A 17,581-nucleotide genomic window follows, 5' to 3' on the forward strand; every position below is an offset into this window, starting at 1 on the left:
CTTAAGTCCGCTATGTTTACCAATTTCATCACCCGGGCAGGGCGGACGCGATTCTACCATTGGTACGGCGCCGAGGCACCCACCAAGCACTTCGCAATGGCTTCCCGGCCGTTTCGGCGTGCGTCATCGAATCGCACCGTCAAAACTACGAAGAAATCGACCAATGACCGCGCCTGGCATTCCACAATACAACTGCGTTGTGGAAAGCGTTCGGCCTACGGAAATGCTTAGTAGTCCTTAATTCACGAACCGACGCTCCTGCAACACCCGATCGCGGACTGTTCGGAGGCGCATACGTGGACGCTCTATCCCGCCCTTTCACGCTCAAACTGTCAGGCCCCGACAAGATTGGAATTGCCGCCACAATAGGCGAATTCCTGGCGCGCCATCATTGTGAAATAGTCGCTTCCATTTGCTACATCGACCGCGGCCGCAAACGCTTCTTTGCCCGCTACGAAGTCGTGCCCGACGCCCCGCTTGGCCGCGTCGAATCGTTTCGCGACCATTTCGCACCGGTAGCGCGGGACTTCGGCATGGAGTGGTCAATTACCGATCAAGCAAGAAAGAAACGCGTGGTCATTCTCGTCTCGCGCGTTCTCCATTGTCTGAATGAATTACTCGATCAATGGAACACGGGCCGCCTGGCCGTCAATATCGGTTGTGTCATATCCAACCATGAGGTCGGCCGCCAGCGGGTCGAACAACATGGGATTCCGTTTCACTACGTCCCCACGCATCAAGAACGCAAAGAGAAAACAAACGAACGGCTGCTCCGCTTGTTCGACGACGCGCGCGCAGAGGTGCTGGTGCTCGCGCGGTATATGCAGGTATTACCCGCTGAGATCTGCAACGCCTATGCGGGCGGCATTCTCAATGTGCACCATTCGCTGTTGCCGAGTTTCCCGGGCGCGAAGCCCTATCACCAAGCGTTTGCGCGCGGCGTCAAGCTGATCGGCGCAACCTGTCATTACGTAACCAGCGAACTCGATGACGGCCCGATCATCGACCAGGATGTCGTTCGCATCAATCACGCCGATCAGCTTGATGATTTCATCCGCCTCGGGCAAGGCGTCGAGCGAAACGTGCTGCTCCGTGGGCTGCGCTACCACTTGGAAGATCGCGTGCTCATTCATGATCGGCAAACGGTCGTCCTGTCGTAGCGCAGCGCTGGCAATGGCCCGCTCGACTACCAATACGGTCGGCCTTGCCATCTCGTTGATAAAGAACGGCTACTTTGCCGATGCAATCAACGCGATCGAAGAAGAATGCGCGTCGATCGGCATGATGGTCACGACTGCCGTCGAGCGGGCAGAAGGCTTTCGCGACAGCTTGCGCGAGCGTGGGCTGCCGGTAGCGCGTTCGAGCCTCCCCTCACCTCGATGGCGCAGTCGTATCATTCGATTGGCAAAGCCGCCGCGACGCTCCTCAAGAGCCGCATCGAGCTTGCAAGCGAAGCACCGCGGATTGTCCGACTCAATCCGAGCTTCATCATCCGTAATTCGTGCGGCTGCAAGTGATGCGAACAGCTTGAGCTAGCGAATAAAAATCTCTTTCGCCAAAGCCCTATGAAACTCACCGCTGCCGACCTCGAAAAAATCAGCGCCGTCACCTTGCAGCACTACAACGTCCATGCGGTGTCGTTTCGCGAAGGCACGCGCGAGCACGACGTCGCGCAGAACATCGCAGCGCTACTGCGTCATATCGACGTCGAGCCCCCTTTTACGATTCTCGATTTTGGCTGCGGACCGGGACGCGATCTCAAGGTCTTCACCGCACTGGGCCATCAAGCCGTGGGGCTAGACGGAGCCGAGTGCTTCGTGTCGATGGCACGTGAAGAGACCGGCTGCGATGTCTGGCAGCAGGACTTCTTGCAACTCGACCTGCCGGCAGCTCGGTTCGATGGCGTTTTCGCGAACGCCAGCCTCTTTCATGTGCCGAATCAGGCCCTGCCAACGGTCTTGCGGCAACTGCACGCAACGCTCAAGCCTGGCGGCGTGCTGTTCAGCTCGAATCCGCGCGGCGCGAATCAAGAAGGCTGGAGTCAAGGTCGCTACGGCGTGTTCCACGACCTCGAAGCATGGCGTCGATATATGACGGCCGCGGGCTTCGCCGAACTCGAGCACTATTACCGCCCCGCCGGCCTGCCGCGCGAACAACAGCCGTGGCTTGCCAGTGTATGGCGCAAGGTGGCGAGCGTTTGAAACTATACTTGGCCCTTGGAGGTTTCAATGGCCGATCATGACAAGTTGCATCCGCTGCGTCCGTTTCTAAAAAATTGGGTTTGGGAGCATGGCCGAATTGGTACGCGTTATTTGGATTGCGTCGACGGCCAGATCAAGTTTGACGATGGAAAAAAATCGCATTTCGCGTCCGAGGAATACATCTACGTTCCACTCGGCAACGATGTCGATATCGCCAATAGTGCGGCCACAGAAGGGCCAGCCATTCACGAGGCCGGGCTTGCCCGGTTCCTGAGAGCCGCACAATTGGGCAAGCCCGAAGAGGCGGGCTCCGCTTCGGAAGTGCAGCGCGCGGTGGCTGACTGCCTCGAACTCGGCCTTTTCAGCGCCTATCAGCGCGAGGCCCGTGCGGCCTTGGCTCGATACGCATTAGAGCCGATGTTCGACGACGAAATTCGCGCGGCCGTCGTCGATGATGTTCGGCGGCTTTACGCTGGCGGGCGGGAGCAATTGGCGCTCTATGATTTCAGTGTGCTTTATGGTTTGCCTCAACCGCTAGCCATCAGCGACGCACCGTTCATCGACTGGCGTGTGCGCACGAGTCCCGCGCTTCCATTCGTATCGCTTCCGCTCGGACCATACTGCCTGCTCGTAGGCGCTGCATCCGGAAGAAAAAGCCGAGTCGGCCCCGTGGCCTGGAAAGCGGTGTCGTCTTTGGGGCCGTTGAAAGACCACAACCGTCTGATCGTCGAACAAGCGCGTTTATGGCTGGTCGCCACCACCGACGAGCAGCTCGTTGCCGTGCAAAGCCGTTTCGCCGCGGACAAGGACGCAGAAGGCGGATCAGCATAGCGCCCGCTTCGTCCGCGCGCCCATTGCTTCGTGGCCCATTCGATGTCCGCAAACGGGCATCATAAAATGCGACGCATGCTAACTCCCGCATGACGATGCATGCCTCGCAGAATCGGTGACGCCGCTAGTCGATCCGGCCGACATTTCTCCCCGCGCGACGGCCAGGCACCGCTATCGGTCGGACCCTCGGCCGATAAGCACACTTCGGTCCCGCTGACATTGGCGCCGCTCTCCCGTGCACCGAAGGGCCGCGATGCCGATCCCACAACAAAAGACACGCGCCGCCAGTTCGATCATTCCCACCATCGCGAGCATCCGTCGGAAACGATCGAGCGGCTTTACACGCGCGCATCCGATGCATTGATCCGCAACCGTTTCACGGGCGACTTCACCGAAGCCAGCGCACTGCTCGACGATATCGTGCGACAGGTTCCCGGGGACTTCCGGGCACATGCATGCCGGGCGTTCATCGCTTGGAGCGCCGGCAAGATCGACCGCGATTCGATGTCCGCCATGCAGAACATTTCTGCCGAGGCCACCCGGGATCTGCTGCATGTTCACGATCTGATCGAACAAACGCTTGCCGCATCCTCATTCGAAAGCGGAAACACCAAACCAGATGAGCGCCCAGCGATAGTCGTCCCGGGAAAAGAACTCACCGCCGATGGCTCGATGGACGAAGCGTTGCTCGAGCGGATGCAAACCGCCCTCGATATCGTTAAACGACACCCCGATGCACCGATCATCGTGAGTGGTGCGCCAACCGTGACGCAGATCGCCGAATGCGATGTCATGGCGGACTGGCTCGTTGCCCGCGGTGTTTCGCGTAGCCGCCTGCTGCTCGATCGCCTTTCGACCGTCACGACAGCGAACGCGTTAAGAGCGGTATCGCTGCTGCGCGCGCATCCGGACATCAACGTCATGCGACTCGTGACCTCGGACGAGCATATGAGGCGCTCGCGCGTCGTGTTCGACATCACTTTGATGCAAAGCGGCTTACCGATAGACCTGCAACCCGTCATCGCCGGCGGCAAGCAACTCGGCGCCGCGACCCATGTCGAGCGCATGCGTTTATATTGCGACGCGATGCGCGCCTACGGGCTCATCGCTTACCGTGCGCGGCCAGGATTTTATAAAGATTCGAACGGCATTGGAGACGAGATTCCGGGCGATCGCGATGCTCATGTCAAAGTCGAGCTGTCGGAGCCTGACGAGGTGGGCGATACGCCCGTCGAACGCGATGTGATAGAAGTGACGAGCCTCGCACGCGGCGACCTCGTCAGGCGTTCCGAAGGCGCACTGCTGGCACGCTTGCTAAAGGCGTATCAGGTGCTGCCGACGCAAAAGATCGTCATCTATAAGAACGTGGAAGCCGATAACCCACTCAACGCGGTGACGGACGCGCTCGCCGAACTCGGTCTTAGACATTCGGCTATCAAGCAGGAAGGCGATCGCCTGTCGGTCTATATCGCCCGCGACTCGGTCGATGCGGCACGCAGCAGGCGCATGCATCCGAATAAAACGGGCACGGTGGAGACGACGGGCGCGCGTTTGCCTGTGATAGCGGCTGCAACCGATGGCGATCGCGATACCAGCATCATTGTCCGCAAGCGCGAACTTGTCGTAGGCGGCGCGCGATTCGCGGTCTCGGGCAAGGGCGACACGACGCTCAACGGTTCGGTACACGCGGCCCATCTTGATGACGTGCATCAGTTTGCTGACGCTTCGTTCGATGCGGTGCGCATCAAGCTCGACGATTGGCGTTACGTCGATTGGGAACAGCTCGGCCGCGATGCCGCACGTGTGCTGCGCACGCGCGGCCAGATTACGGTGTCGACCCGACGAGCGCTCGTTCCACGTGGGCCAATCGTCGATGTTCTGAGCGCATGCGGTTTCGAGAATGTGTCAACGCGTGTCGCATTTTTGGTGGAAACGCCGTTTTACCCGGTGCATTCGGATCCGTCGGCCGGCGGCGTGGCGTTCGAGGGCGTGAAGTCGCGCTAGTGCGTGGCCTAATATCACCGACCGAGTGTGGACGAAAAAACCGCCGCGCGAGCTGACGCTCGGACGCGGCGGCTGCGCTTTCGGCTCAGCGCCCCTCGACGGTTCCCTCCCGTCTGCCGTCCGCTCCACCGATTAACCTACCATCGCGCGTTCGCACGACGGCATGAATGCCGCTATTCATGTTGGCGATGCTTACCCGATGGCCACGGCGCTCCAATTCCGGTGCCAATTCCACTACCGGCGTGTCTTCCTCAAGCTCGATTAGCCCACCTGGCAGCCCGCGAAAATTCGGCATGGCAGCTGCTTCGGCAGGATCGAGCCCCAACAACAGGCCGGTGATCGTTTTGAACGCGTACGCAGGAATAGACGGTCCGCCCGGCGAACCCAGCCCGGCATAGAACTGACGCACGCTCCGCGCACCGCGCGTCAGGACGATCGTCGGTGCCATCGACGAAGGCGGCCTCGCGCCCGGCTGCACGTGACCCGCAACGAGCCGACCGTTCTCGAGAGGGTCGAGCTTGAAGTCGCTCATGTGATTGTTGAGCGTGTATCCGAACGCGGCCGACATCAATCTCGATCCGTTCATGTCTTCTATCGACGAAGTGCAAGAGGCAGCGTTGCCATATTTATCGACGATAGTGATATGCGTCGTGGACGGGAATTCCGGCGGCAAGCCGCGCGCATCGTGCCGAGCCGCCGCGCCGCCGGGCAGCACTTTGTCCATCGTGCGATCGAGTCGAATCAAATCGGCACGTTGACGCAAATAGCTGCGCTCGGTCAGAAATTTTCGCGGCCTCCGAAATGCCGGATCATGCAGATAGTGCGTCTTATCGGCCAGCGCCAGCTCCTGAGCTTGCGCGACGACATGCACGAAATCGGCCGTCCACTGCTGCTGTTTCGACCAGTTGGGCAGCAACGTCGAGACACCGATGTGGTCCAGCACCCCCACGACTTCGATCAGGGAAGTGCCGCCCCCCGGAGGCGGCATGCTGCAGAGTTCATACTTCGTTCCGTCCGGGCCATGAAACCGGTATGACACCGGCATTCGCAGCTTCGCTTGGTAAACGTGCAAGTCTTCTTCTGTGATGTCGCTCGGATGCCTGTGGGCCGCTCGCGCGGTCTCGACAAAATCCTTGCCGATCGGGCCTTCATAAAAGGCTCTTCTGGGACCCACTTCGCCAATCATCTCCAATGCCTCGGCGAGCTGCGGGTTCTTGAGCACGAAGCCCGCCGGCAACGGCTCGCCTCGTCCGCCGTCACCATAAAAGTATTGCTTCATCACAGTCGAACTCGGCTCCGCGCGCAGGATCGGGTCGTACGCGATCATCGCGGCCAAACGCGGCGAGATTTCGAAGCCCCGTTTTGCGAGTGCTATCGTCGGCTCGAGCAACGCGCTCCAAGGCAGCTTGCCGTTGATCTGGTGCGCTACGGCAAGCGCAGCGAGATTGCCCGGCACGCCCACTGCACGACCGCCATGAACGGCATCGTCGAAGGTGACCGGCCGACCATCGGGGCCTAGGAAACGATCGGGCTGGGCGGCCATCGGCGCCGTCTCCCTGCCGTCGATCACCACCGCTTGGCCGATCTTATGATCGAAGTACGTGATAGCGGCTCCCCCACCAATCAGCGACGAAGACTGCGGCTCCGTCAGCGTCAACATGGCTTGAACCGCAATGAGCGCGTCGATTGCCGTGCCGCCCGCTTCGAGCACGCGATAGCCGACGGACGTGGCATGCGCGTTGGCCGAAGCCACCATAAAGTCACGGCCTTCCACGGCAACGTTGTGCCTCACGTCGAATGTCAATTCGGGTGGGCGCTGAACTTCCTCTTGCTCGGGGCGATCGATCTCCTTCGTACGAAACTGCGTTGTCGCGCGCAGTGAAGCGGATGACGCGTTTTTGGGCTGGCCCACTACCGTGTCAGTGGTGACGCGTGAGATGGGTTTGAGTAAGCTCAGCGGTCCTGCGTTGCTTTGGCGATTCGGGGTGGCCGATTCGCCGGCACTCAATACGTGCTGCGCGACGGGTATAAGTCGCGAGTCCGATGAGCCCGTTAGGTTTGATAGACCTTCGTTTCGAATCATTGATTGTTCTCCGGTCAGGATGATCGACTCATTGCCGCATGAATGCGCACAAGGAATCGGGACGCCGTTTTTATCGCGCCGCTTGCTGCGGGAAAGACATCGCTGCGAAGCGACGGCGGCAGATCCGCAAAGGCACGATGCTCAATGGATTGACGACCGGCTGGTACCGGTTCGTCGTTGGCCGCGAGTGCGCCGCGACGCAAGAAAACATGAATCCACCACTCAAGTTCGATATGCAATTGCCGTATACGAGTGATGGTCTGCTGCATTTTTATTATTCATCCCCAACATCCGGAGTGATTCGATGACCGTTTCACGTATGCGCAGCTTGAGCATCGGCGCCCGGCTTGCCGCCTTCTCGTGCGTGCTGGTGACGCTGATCTTCGTTGCCTTTTCATGGGCGCTCACGCAAGCAGCGGGTGCACAGGTGCGCGAACAAGTTCTCAAACGCATCGACGAAAAAGATCGATCGATTGCCGAAATGATCTCGTTGTTCGATGAGGCCTTATCAGCCGAAGTGGGCCGTTCGATGGCGCTCTTTGGAAGCTTCCTGCCCGGCGGGTTCACCATCGACGATACGCAAAAGGTCGACATCAACGGCACAGCCACGCCGACGTTCAAAGCGGGCGAGCGCGTACTCAACCTCGACTTCTCGATCCCCGATCAATTCCTCGATCGCAGCGGCGCGATCGCCACGGTGTTCGCGCGTAACGGCGACGACTTCGTACGCGTCACGACTTCGTTAAAGAAGCAAGACGGCTCGCGCGCGATCGGCACCTTGCTCGACCGCAAAGGCCCGGCCTATGCCCTGGTGCTCGCGGGCCAAACCTACACCGGACTCGCTTCGCTTTTTGGCAAGCAATACATCACACAATATCGCCCCGTCACCGACGCATCGAAACGCGTCATCGGTGCGCTTTTTGTCGGCGTCGATGTCGGAGGGCAAATTCGGGCGTTACAAGACCAGATCCACAACTTGAAGATCGGCGAAACCGGCCATTACTTCGTTATCGACGCGTCGAATGGTCCCAACCGCGGCAAGTTCATCGTGCACCCTGCGACGGCAAGGCTCGCTGCCGACGACAAGAACGCGCCGTACAGCCGCATGCTCGAAGCGAAGGAAGGTCGCCTCGACTACACATCGGCTGATGCGTCGCTTGGCGAGACCACTGCGCGCGACAAGACAGTTTCGTTCGTCACCGCGCCGACATGGCATTGGTTGATCGGCGGCATCGCCATTAACGACGAGGTCATGGCCGAAGTCAACGCAACACGCAACCGCTTTGCGGCAATCGCCGCTGCGCTGCTGCTCGCGTTTGCAGTGCTCTTTCTGATCGTCGTGCGGCGCCTCGTCACGCGCCCGCTCGATGAAGTCACCGTCGCGGCTGTGCGTCTCGCCGCGGGCGACCTGACCGTACGCCTGAGCCATAGCGCGAAGGCCGGCGTACGCGCTCCCGTGCGCGATGACGAGATCGGCAGGCTGCGCCGTGCCATCGACGGCATCGGCGAAGGGCTGGCCCACATCGTGGCGCAAGTTCGCGAAGCATCCGCCGGCGTAACCGACGGCACTACGCGCATTAGCGCGAGCAGCGGCGACATCGCCTCACGTATCGCGACGCAAGCCTCGAGCGTCGAGCAAACCGCCGCCAGCATGGAAGAGATCACCTCGACGGTGCAGCAAAACGCCGATCACACGGCGCGCGCCCATGCCGTCGTGGGCAGCGCGGCCGACGCGGCAGTCGACGGCGGACGCGCGGTCGAGCAAGTCGTATCGACGATGAACGATATCAATGGGTCGTCACAGAAGATCGCGGATATCACGAGCGTTATCGAAGGCATCGCATTTCAGACCAACATCCTCGCGTTGAATGCGGCCGTCGAAGCCGCTCGCGCCGGCGAGCACGGCAAAGGCTTCGCGGTCGTCGCCTCCGAAGTGCGCGCACTCGCGCAACGCAGCGCGGCTGCAGCCAAGGAAATTGCAGCGGTGATTGCCGAATCGACGTCTGCCGTACAAGGCGGCTACCGAACGGCGGAACAGGCAAGCTCCACGATGCGGGGGATCGTCGCGCGGGTCGACGAAGTGCGAACGATCATCGCCGATATCGCGGTCGCGTCACGCCAACAATCAGCAGGCATCGAGCAGGTCAACATTGCGATTACCCACATCGGCGCAGTGACACAGCAAAACGCGACATTGGTCGAACAGGCGGCCGAGATTGCGCGCGCGCTCGAGACGCAAGCGAGCAGCCTCGACGGCGCGGTATCCACATTCAAGCTCGCCGATAACGCAGCGTAAGCGCGCCGCTTCGTTTGCGCGAATTCATGTGGAAAGCGGAACGCGCTCCGGTTCGTCCGGATCGAACCAATCGGGATTGCGTGCGGCGACCGGGCCCAGCGAAACAAGAATTTCGCGCAAATGCGCACGCATCGCCTGCTCGGCCGCTGCCGGATCGTGGGCGCGTAATGCGGCGACGATCTTCGTATGCTGGCGAATCAGCAAATCGAGCGGCGACACGTCCGGCAAGCTCAAATAGCGCACGCGATCCATCTGCGCCTTGATGTCCTGAATCGTTTCCCATGCGGCAATACAGTCGATCGACTGGGCAATCGAATAATGAAAGGCCTCGTCGAGCGCGAGAAACGCGGCCGTATCGTTCGCCTTGGCCGCGAGCTTTTGGTCGCGAATGTTTTCGCTGAGCAAACGCAGTTGATCGTCCGTGATCGAAACGGCGGCCTTGCGCGCGACAGCCGTTTCGATTGCCTCGCGAATAAAGCGTCCTTCGCGCACCTTGCGCGGCGAGATCTTGCGCACGAAGGTGCCGCGCTGCGGCAGCACCTGGAGCACGCCAGCCTCGGCCAATTTGATGAACGCCTCGCGCACCGGTTGCCGCGACACGTGAAATATTTCAGAGACTTCCTTCTCCGACAGCGGCGTGCCCGGCGACATCTGCCCAACGAAAATCGCCTGGCGCAGCACCCGAAAAATCTGGCTGCCGATTGGCTCGTGGGAATCGATCGAGACGAGCGCGGCGAGATCGGGTAAAGCGCCGCGCGGCGCCACCGCAGTTTTCGCCGCGGTGCGCCGCCTCACCGGTGTGGAGGAACGAAGCAAAGTCTTCATGTTGATCGATCAGAACAAACGCTGCGCCATACTACCATGCACGCCCGATCGAAACCGCTTGTGAACGTGGCTCGCGGATGCCGATGACAGAACAAATCGCACCACCGATCGCAATCGCACCGGCCAATACGAACGCGCTCTTATACGAGCCGTGGGCGGCCTGCACAATGAACCCCGTTGCGGCAGGCCCGATCACGCCCGCAAGGTTGGCGAGAAAGTGCACGAAGCCGCCCACACCGCCGACATGTCGACGCGGCACCGTATCCTGAATCACGGCCCAATAGACCGAGCCCGTCATGTAGAGAAAAAAGATTGCCACGGACATCAGCGCGACAGCACCCGGCGCGCTTGCCACGCGGCCGGCGAAGCCCACGCATAGCGCCGAAATGCCAAGGCAAACACCGAGCACAATCTTGCGCGAAAGCAGCGCCTTGCCGGTTGCTTTCAAGATCGCATCCGACACGAAGCCCCCCAACGCAAGGCCAATGCTACCAAGGACCCACGGAATGACGGTGGCGAAGCTCATGTCGCGCAGGCTCAGATGGTGCGCTTCGGTCAGATAGGTCGGGAACCACGACAGGAAGAAAAAGAGCACGTAGTTGTAGGCGAAAAACGCACCCGCCGTAGCAAGAACGAGGGGCTGCCGCAAAAAGTGCAGCAACGGGGCGTGTTCCGCATCGGCTCCGTTTTGATATTCGCCGCCATGCGCGTTGCGATGCATGTCGCGCTGGCCATTGGTGATCAATTCGAGTTCGGCGCGCGTAATGCGCGGATGGTCGCGCGGCTCGTCGGTTGTCGTCGTCACCCACGCGACGAGCCATAGCAGGCCAAGCAGCATGATGCCAACGAATGCCCAGCGCCAACCGAACTGCACGGCGAGATAACCGACGACCGGCCCGGCGAGTGCGCCTCCAAGCGGCGTGCCCGAGCTGATCACGCCGATTGCGCTTGCCACCTCGCGTTTCGGGAACCAGTTGTTGACCATCTTGCTGTTCGACGAACTGAATGGCCCTTCGCCCATGCCGAACAGCACGCGTAGGATGATCAACGAGACAATGCCGCCAGCGAGCGCCGTGGCGCCGCAAAAGACCGACCATACCGCCATCGCAACACCGAATACGCGCTTGGCACCGTATCGGTCCGACAACACGCCGCCCACGAAGTTGAAGATCGCGTATCCGATGAAAAAACTGCTGAACACCACGCCGAGTTCGGCGTGCGTGAAGTGAAGATCTTGTTGGATCAGCGGTGCGGCAATCGACAGCGCCGCCCGATCCAGGTAATTGACGACGCCGGCCAGAAAGAACAATGCGACGACGAACCACCGTTGACTCTTGAACATGAGGGATGTCTCCTGATTTGTTTTGTCGCCTCTTGACGGGCTTGTCGAAAGCAAAAAAAAACGAATCGATTCACTCGAAGTTCAAGTGCACCTTCATCGACTGCGAGCGATCGAGCGCTACTTCGAACGCGCGGTTCGCTTGCGCCAGCGCAAAGGAATGCGTCATCAGCGCAAGCAAATCGACCTTGCCCGCGGCGATCTCGTTCGCCGCCAGTGCATATTCGTCCGCAAAACGAAACGACCCGATATAGCGGATTTCCTTCGCCATCACGAGATTGGCGGCGACGGGCGACTGCCCTGCCGGCAGGTTGCCGACCTGTACCACGGTGCCGCCCGCCCTCACCGCTCGCAGCGCGGTATCGAGCCCCGCGGGGCTGCCCGATGCCTCGATCACCACATCGAACGTGCCTCGTGCTTGTGCCCAGTGCGAAACACGCTCGGCGTCGGCCACGTTCGCGGTTTCGTCGGCGCCCAATTCGCGGGCGATCGCCAATGCGTTGTCTGACAGGTCTGCTGCCACGAGGCGATGGGCACCGGCGCGCCTGGCCGTCGCAACGAGCAGGCAGCCGATCGGTCCGCATCCCACGACAAGCACCTGGGCGCCGACGAGCGAGCCCGCGCGCTTCACGGCATGCAGCGCCACCGCGAGCGGCTCGGCCATCGACGCCTGTGCGAACTCGAGCACATCGGGTACAGGCACGCACTGCTCTTGCGTCACAACGATGTACTGCCGGAACATACCCTGGCTGTGCGGAAACGTCGATGCGCTGCCCATGAACCGCATGTTCAGGCAATGATTGCGCATGCCGGCCACGCAATAGCGGCACGTGCCGCAAGCGCGGCTCGGATTGACCGCGACGTGCTGGCCGACCGCCAGCTCCGACACGCCGGCGCCAAGCGAATCGATCTCACCCGCCACCTCATGCCCGAGGATGAACGGCTCGCGCACGGTGAAATCACCGCTTTTGCCCTTGAAGTAATACGACAGATCGGAGCCGCAGATGCCGCCTGCGCGTACACGCACGCGCACCTCGTTCGGCCCTGGCGTGGGCAACTCGACGTCGTCGATCCGGATAAGCTTGGGCTCGTGAAGAACGGCTGCGAACATGTAGGACTCCTTACCAATTCCAAAGCGTGCCGTCTTCCAGCCGCGCGACCGGGAGATAAGCGCTTTCGTAGGGATAGCAGGCGGCCAGCGCTTCGTCGATATCGACGCCGTGGCCCGGGGCCTCGCCAGGGTGCATCGTGCCGCGTTCGAAACGCCACGCATGCGGAAACACTTCGAGCGCGGGCTCGGGAAAGCCCATGTATTCCTGCACGCCGAAATTCGGCGCCCACAAATCGAAATGCAACGCGGCGCCCATACAAACCGGCGAGAGATCGGATGCGCCATGACACCCGGTGCGAACCTGGTAGAGCGAGGCAAATTCCGCCACACGCTTTAAGTGCGTGATGCCGCCGGCATGCGTGAGCGTGGCGCGAATGTAGTCGATCAATTGCTCTTCGATAAGCTGCTTGCAGTCCCAGATGCTATTGAACACTTCGCCGACGGCAATCGGTGTCACGGTGTGCTCGCGAATCAACCGAAAACCGGCTTGATTCTCCGCAGGTGTCGGATCTTCGAGCCAGAAGAGCCGATACGGCTCCACCGCTTTGCCAAGGCGAGCGGCTTCGATCGGCGTGAGTCGATGATGGACGTCATGCAGCAAATGTGTGTCGAAGCCGAATTTCTCGCGCACCGCTGCAAAAAGCGTCGGCACGAAATCCAGATACTTTTCGGTGGACCAGCGCTGTTCCTCGACGGCGCCCTTGGTTGCCGGCTCGTAACTGCCACCGCTTTTGGCCACGCCGTAAACCGAGCGCATGTTGGGAATGCCGCATTGCACGCGAATCGCCTGGTACCCGGCCTCGATATGCTCGGCGTAGCGCTCGAGCGCCTCGCCAAGATCGCGCCCCGTCGCATGTCCATAGACCATTACCGCGTCACGCGAAGCGCCGCCAAGCAGCCGATAAAGCGGCAGACCCGCCACCTTGCCGAGAATATCCCACAGCGCCATATCCACAGCCGCGATAGCCGTCATCGTGACCGGCCCGCGCCGCCAGTACGCACCGCGATAAAGCAGCTGCCAAGTATCTTCGATGCGACCGGGATCGCGCCCGATCAACATTGGGCAAACGTGATCTCGCAGGTACGACGCGACAGCGAGTTCGCGGCCGTTCAGCGTGGCGTCGCCAATGCCGTACACGCCTTCGTCGGTGACGATTTTCAATGTCACGAAGTTACGGCCCGGACACGTGACGATTACATCGGCACGAACGATTTTCATAGTCATCCTTACGACATCGTCAACGGTTCGCCCATGCTACCATACAAGTATGTTTTGATAGATGCCAGGGATTACCCGACCATGACTCGCTCCTCATCGCCTCGCCTTACCCGTCATGCATTGCCCGAGTTGCACGCGCATCTGCTGTCGCCCGAATGGCGCGACCCGGCAATCGGCATCGTGCACCTCGGCATCGGCAACTTTCATCGTGCACATCAGGCGCTCTATACAGAGGAAGCCATCGTTGCGGCCGGTGGCGAATGGGGCATTTGCGGCGTGACGCTGCAAGCGGATACGAGCAAGCGCGACGCATTGGCCGCGCAGCAGGGGCTCTATAGCGTTGTCGAGCGCGGCCCGGCGGGCGCGCGCGTCATCGTGCCGCGTGTGCTGCGCAAGGTGCTCGCCATGCCTGGCGATGGTGCCCGGTTGTTTCACCGGCTCGCCGACGCGCGCGTGCGCATCGTGTCGCTAACCGTGACCGAAAAGGGATACTGCCGGGACACCGCAACGGCAGAGGTCGACTTCGCGCATCCCGGCATCGCTCGTGATCTCGTGCACCCCGATACGCCTCGCACCGTGCCGGGCATCCTCGTGGCGGCGCTGCGTCAACGCCGCAACAATCCGTTCGCCGTGCTCTCATGCGACAACCTCTCGCACAACGGCGAGGTGCTTCGTCGAGTCGTCTGCAGTTATGCCCGAGCGCTCGATGCGTCGCTTGCCGATTGGATCGCGGAGCACGTGCCATTTCCTTCAACGATGGTCGACCGGATCGTGCCTGCCACGACCGACGCTGATCGTGCCACCGCACTGGCCGCCTTGCGTTGTGAAGACACGATGCCTGTGCCCTGCGAACCGTTTCGGCAGTGGGTGATCGAAGACTGCTTCCCGGCGGGGCGACCCGCGTGGGAAGCGGCCGGCGCCCAGATGGTCGACGACGTGACGCCGTTCGAGTTGGCGAAGCTGCGGATGCTGAACGGCACGCACTCGACGATGGCTTATCTCGCCATGCTCGGTGGAATCGAGACCGTCGATGCGGCGATCGGCGAACCATCGATGCGCGCCCTCATTCACGCGATGATGACCGAGGAAATCGCACCGACGCTGAGCGTGCCCGACTCGTTCGACGTCTTTGCCTATCGTGATGCGCTGCTGCACCGCTACGCGAATCCGGCGCTCAAGCACCGCTGCGCGCAGATCGCGATGGACGGCAGCCAGAAAATACCGCAACGCCTGCTCGCCCCGATCGCCGAGCGTCTTGCCGCTCAGCAGCCGTTCGCACGTCTCGCGCTCGCGGTCGCAGCATGGATGCAGTTCCTGCGCGGGCAAGCCGACGACGGCACGCGCTTCGAGATCAACGACCCGCTTGCCGCCAGACTGAGCGCGTGCGCAGCGACGGCCGGCACCGCCGACGCCCTCGTCGACACACTGCTGCCGATACGCGAGATCTTCCCTGTGGCACTTGCCGGCAGTGCGGTGTTTCGCCGCGCGCTGATCGACGCGCTATCAGTGCTTCGCCACGGCGCGCGACACGCTATCGAGGTCTATGCATAAGCCGGCTTTCTGGCGGCGCTCATGCGAGCGCTGCCGCCGCCTCATCGATCACGGTCGGATTGGCCGGGCGCACGACGCGCGCGACCTCGACCCCATCACGTAAAAAGACCAGCGTCGGCCACAGCTTGACCTTGAACGAGCGTCCGAGCGGCCGGCCTTGGCCGTCCTCGATCTTCAGATGACGAATCTGAGGCAACCGTGCGAGCGACTGCGTGATCGCCGCTTGCGCACGCTGACAATAACCGCACCAATCGGTGCCGAATTCGAGGATGGAGGGCCCAATCAGCGCATCGACCTCCTCGCGGGTCGGTGCGCTCTTCGAATAGGTGGCGACGTGGTTCATCAGGACTCCTGATAGTTCGCACTCCGATACATTTGCACGATCAAGTGGAACCGCGATTGTGCCTGATGCACTCGCCATCCACACGTGCACGTTGCATGCTAATGATGGGCGCGCGCCGCTCGGGTATGCGCTGCCTTCTTTGCCGCGGCCGAACGCCCCTGAGCACCCTTGGTCGCGGCGGCCTTCTTCGCCGCATTCGAACGAGTGCTTGCGCTCATCGTATGCGAGGCTTGTTTAGCGGCTGCCGAGCGGCTGGCCGCGGGCCGCTTGGCGGCCGCCGACTTCGCCTGCTTCGAAAGGGCACCGCCCGACGCGCCTTGTCCGCCTTCGCGCTCGAGCACCGAGCGTGTAGTCCGGGAACGCTTCGCCTTCGTCTCCGTGCTGGCCGACTTGCGGGCGGTTGACGTGTGCTGGCCGGCCTCGCGATCTTTCTCGGCTTTCTTGCGCGTCGACTCGCTCACTGCGCCCTTTTTGGGCGCTTTCAGATCGACGCCGCTGCGGCGCGCCTTGGACAAGCCGATCGCCACCGCCTGCTTCGCGGACTTTACGCCGTGCTTGCCACTACGGACGTGGTCGATTGCTTCCTTGACGAACTCGCCGGCCTGCGTGGTCGGCGCCTTGCCGGCGCGCTTATCGGCGCGCGCGCGGGATACGGTCTTTTTTTCGGGCATGGTGGCCTCCCCTTCGGATGGTTTCACTCTAAGGGGTGTCGCAAGGGCCGTGCCTCGTTTGGATGGAGAGCGAATCTCGACGCGCGGATCGTCAATGCGTGCGATGCTTAGGAGGCCTAATCGTTGGCTCAAGAGAACCGCACCGACTTGGTCCGAAGCAATTGGTTCAGCGTGGCCGCGATGGGGGCATGCCCGGCTGTAGTCGTTCGAACGGGCGGCCTTCTGGCGAAGCGACGAAGAGCCGGCCGTACTAGTTGAACCCGGATTTCGTTGACGGCATCCGCGTATCGCTGTGCGGCCTCGGCGTCAGGAATGAAGCCGTCGTCGAGTTTAGCGTATTCGTTTCTGACAAGCGCTATTTACCCTATTTGCTGCGTCGAAGCCACGCTCAATGCTTGCCATAAAGAGACCTCCTGGAACAAGATGAATATGAGCGCAAAGTAGCATGCAGCCTCCCTGGGAAGCGGGTTGGGCGCGAAGCATCGTCACTACCCCCGAATGCCTCCAAACCATTCCCAGCATACGGCCCGCGTCAGCAGATCGGCAACCATCTGACAGTAAATCCCTACAAAACAGCTAACCTAACCCTACTCAACAATCCGCTCCGGCCTATCGAAGAAGCGAACCGGCGCGAGTAGCATGGTTCTTGAGCGGCGGGTTTGCATTTCCCGCCGCGCGCGTGCCACAAGGCGTGCGCCGCACTACCCGCCAAATCAAACGAGGAGCCGCGACATGAACACGTCCTACGTCAGCAGCCACGACGCACGGGAATTGCCGTCCGAGGAAGCCGCACTGCGCAAATGGATCACCGCGTGGTATCAGGCCGCGGTGCTACATGGCTATATCGAGCCACCGTACGAGCTCGATAACGAAATGGCCGAGCGCCTCGAGGACTACTTTCATTTTGGCCTTACGCCCGCCGAAGGCGCCGGCGTCGTTTTCGGCAAACTGCACTGAGCCCGCCCGACCCGCCGCCGGCGCGGCGGGGTTCAAACGCGACCCGTTCGCATTGTCGCTATAAAGATTTCAATTGAATCTGCCGTTAATCAGCCAACAATGATTTCCGCAAGCACCTGCGCGCCGGCTGAAGCGCGGCTCGCGACCACC

General features: G+C 61.2%; 16 protein-coding genes. 8 read left to right on the forward strand and 8 right to left on the reverse strand.

Going from position 1 to position 17,581, the window contains the following annotated elements:
• Positions 1-197: 197 nt before the first annotated feature.
• The 5 genes from purU (at position 198) to ACSQ20_RS11660 (ending at position 5,036) form a co-directional block, all read left to right on the forward strand.
• Positions 198-1,160 carry a formyltetrahydrofolate deformylase gene (gene purU / locus ACSQ20_RS11640; RefSeq protein ID WP_436020047.1) on the forward strand — a complete coding sequence of 321 codons (963 nt, stop codon included), beginning with the start codon at positions 198-200 and terminating at the stop codon, positions 1,158-1,160.
• A complete protein-coding gene (locus ACSQ20_RS11645) occupies positions 1,132-1,536 on the forward strand; it encodes a hypothetical protein (protein ID WP_436020049.1) in 405 nt (134 codons plus the stop codon). Before purU ends, ACSQ20_RS11645 begins: the two co-directional genes overlap by 29 nt.
• A 29-nt stretch (positions 1,537-1,565) precedes the next feature.
• On the forward strand, positions 1,566-2,201 hold the full coding sequence (locus ACSQ20_RS11650; RefSeq protein ID WP_436020051.1) for a class I SAM-dependent methyltransferase: 636 nt from the start codon (positions 1,566-1,568) through the stop codon (positions 2,199-2,201).
• Between the two features lie 27 nt (positions 2,202-2,228).
• Complete coding sequence (locus ACSQ20_RS11655; protein WP_436020053.1) at positions 2,229-3,032, forward strand: hypothetical protein; 804 nt, start codon at positions 2,229-2,231, stop codon at positions 3,030-3,032.
• A 99-nt stretch (positions 3,033-3,131) separates the two neighbouring features.
• Entirely contained in the window at positions 3,132-5,036 is a 1,905-nt protein-coding gene (locus ACSQ20_RS11660) for a YdcF family protein (RefSeq protein ID WP_436020055.1), read from the forward strand.
• An 85-nt stretch (positions 5,037-5,121) separates the two neighbouring features.
• On the opposite strand, the gene ACSQ20_RS11665 is transcribed toward ACSQ20_RS11660, so the two are convergent.
• Both ACSQ20_RS11665 and ACSQ20_RS11670 read right to left on the reverse strand, forming a co-directional pair.
• A complete protein-coding gene (locus ACSQ20_RS11665) occupies positions 5,122-6,948 on the reverse strand; it encodes a gamma-glutamyltransferase family protein (RefSeq protein WP_436020057.1) in 1,827 nt (608 codons plus the stop codon).
• Between the two features lie 185 nt (positions 6,949-7,133).
• On the reverse strand, positions 7,134-7,388 hold the full coding sequence (locus tag ACSQ20_RS11670) for a hypothetical protein (RefSeq protein WP_436020059.1): 255 nt from the start codon (positions 7,386-7,388) through the stop codon (positions 7,134-7,136).
• A 35-nt stretch (positions 7,389-7,423) separates the two neighbouring features.
• Here ACSQ20_RS11670 and ACSQ20_RS11675 point away from each other — a divergent pair, with 35 nt between their 5' ends.
• Positions 7,424-9,415 carry a methyl-accepting chemotaxis protein gene (locus tag ACSQ20_RS11675; protein ID WP_436020061.1) on the forward strand — a complete coding sequence of 664 codons (1,992 nt, stop codon included), beginning with the start codon at positions 7,424-7,426 and terminating at the stop codon, positions 9,413-9,415.
• A 24-nt stretch (positions 9,416-9,439) separates the two neighbouring features.
• Here ACSQ20_RS11675 and ACSQ20_RS11680 read toward each other — a convergent pair whose 3' ends face one another.
• From ACSQ20_RS11680 to manD, 4 genes are all read right to left on the reverse strand, one after another.
• Complete coding sequence (locus tag ACSQ20_RS11680) at positions 9,440-10,240, reverse strand: GntR family transcriptional regulator (protein ID WP_436020063.1); 801 nt, start codon at positions 10,238-10,240, stop codon at positions 9,440-9,442.
• A gap of 31 nt (positions 10,241-10,271) precedes the next feature.
• Positions 10,272-11,582, reverse strand: a complete 1,311-nt coding sequence (locus tag ACSQ20_RS11685) for an MFS transporter (RefSeq protein ID WP_436020065.1) — start codon at positions 11,580-11,582, stop codon at positions 10,272-10,274.
• Between the two features lie 70 nt (positions 11,583-11,652).
• Complete coding sequence (locus tag ACSQ20_RS11690; protein WP_436020067.1) at positions 11,653-12,690, reverse strand: L-idonate 5-dehydrogenase; 1,038 nt, start codon at positions 12,688-12,690, stop codon at positions 11,653-11,655.
• A gap of 10 nt (positions 12,691-12,700) precedes the next feature.
• A complete protein-coding gene (gene manD / locus ACSQ20_RS11695; RefSeq protein WP_436020069.1) occupies positions 12,701-13,909 on the reverse strand; it encodes a D-mannonate dehydratase ManD in 1,209 nt (402 codons plus the stop codon).
• An 81-nt stretch (positions 13,910-13,990) separates the two neighbouring features.
• On the opposite strand from manD, the gene ACSQ20_RS11700 reads away from it, so the two are divergent.
• Positions 13,991-15,460 carry a mannitol dehydrogenase family protein gene (locus ACSQ20_RS11700; RefSeq protein ID WP_436020071.1) on the forward strand — a complete coding sequence of 490 codons (1,470 nt, stop codon included), beginning with the start codon at positions 13,991-13,993 and terminating at the stop codon, positions 15,458-15,460.
• Positions 15,461-15,479: 19 nt separating this feature from the next.
• Here the strand turns inward: ACSQ20_RS11700 and ACSQ20_RS11705 are convergent, their stop codons facing one another.
• A complete protein-coding gene (locus ACSQ20_RS11705) occupies positions 15,480-15,803 on the reverse strand; it encodes a thioredoxin family protein (RefSeq protein ID WP_436020073.1) in 324 nt (107 codons plus the stop codon).
• Positions 15,804-15,901: 98 nt separating this feature from the next.
• Entirely contained in the window at positions 15,902-16,474 is a 573-nt protein-coding gene (locus ACSQ20_RS11710; protein ID WP_436020075.1) for a DUF6496 domain-containing protein, read from the reverse strand.
• A 732-nt stretch (positions 16,475-17,206) separates the two neighbouring features.
• Here ACSQ20_RS11710 and ACSQ20_RS11715 point away from each other — a divergent pair.
• Positions 17,207-17,431: a hypothetical protein gene (locus ACSQ20_RS11715; protein ID WP_436020077.1), complete on the forward strand. Its 225-nt coding sequence runs from the start codon at positions 17,207-17,209 to the stop codon at positions 17,429-17,431.
• The last annotated feature ends 150 nt before the right edge of the window (positions 17,432-17,581 follow it).

The sequence above is a fragment of the Trinickia sp. LjRoot230 genome (genome assembly GCF_964253315.1).
Taxonomy (GTDB): Bacteria; Pseudomonadota; Gammaproteobacteria; order Burkholderiales; family Burkholderiaceae; genus Trinickia.

Bases quoted from the DNA above. Each gene is read 5' to 3' on its own strand.
- ACSQ20_RS11655 (WP_436020053.1), top strand. From the start codon at position 2,229: ATGGCCGATCATGACAAGTTGCATCCGCTGCGTCCGTTTCTAAAAAAT.
- ACSQ20_RS11680 (WP_436020063.1), bottom strand. From the start codon at position 10,240: ATGAAGACTTTGCTTCGTTCCTCCACACCGGTGAGGCGGCGCACCGCG.
- ACSQ20_RS11650 (WP_436020051.1), top strand. From the start codon at position 1,566: ATGAAACTCACCGCTGCCGACCTCGAAAAAATCAGCGCCGTCACCTTG.
- ACSQ20_RS11660 (WP_436020055.1), top strand. From the start codon at position 3,132: ATGCCTCGCAGAATCGGTGACGCCGCTAGTCGATCCGGCCGACATTTC.
- ACSQ20_RS11675 (WP_436020061.1), top strand. From the start codon at position 7,424: ATGACCGTTTCACGTATGCGCAGCTTGAGCATCGGCGCCCGGCTTGCC.
- ACSQ20_RS11715 (WP_436020077.1), top strand. From the start codon at position 17,207: ATGAACACGTCCTACGTCAGCAGCCACGACGCACGGGAATTGCCGTCC.
- ACSQ20_RS11700 (WP_436020071.1), top strand. From the start codon at position 13,991: ATGACTCGCTCCTCATCGCCTCGCCTTACCCGTCATGCATTGCCCGAG.
- ACSQ20_RS11705 (WP_436020073.1), bottom strand. From the start codon at position 15,803: ATGAACCACGTCGCCACCTATTCGAAGAGCGCACCGACCCGCGAGGAG.
- manD (WP_436020069.1), bottom strand. From the start codon at position 13,909: ATGAAAATCGTTCGTGCCGATGTAATCGTCACGTGTCCGGGCCGTAAC.
- ACSQ20_RS11670 (WP_436020059.1), bottom strand. From the start codon at position 7,388: ATGCAGCAGACCATCACTCGTATACGGCAATTGCATATCGAACTTGAG.
- ACSQ20_RS11710 (WP_436020075.1), bottom strand. From the start codon at position 16,474: ATGCCCGAAAAAAAGACCGTATCCCGCGCGCGCGCCGATAAGCGCGCC.
- ACSQ20_RS11685 (WP_436020065.1), bottom strand. From the start codon at position 11,582: ATGTTCAAGAGTCAACGGTGGTTCGTCGTCGCATTGTTCTTTCTGGCC.
- ACSQ20_RS11690 (WP_436020067.1), bottom strand. From the start codon at position 12,690: ATGTTCGCAGCCGTTCTTCACGAGCCCAAGCTTATCCGGATCGACGAC.
- ACSQ20_RS11645 (WP_436020049.1), top strand. From the start codon at position 1,132: ATGATCGGCAAACGGTCGTCCTGTCGTAGCGCAGCGCTGGCAATGGCC.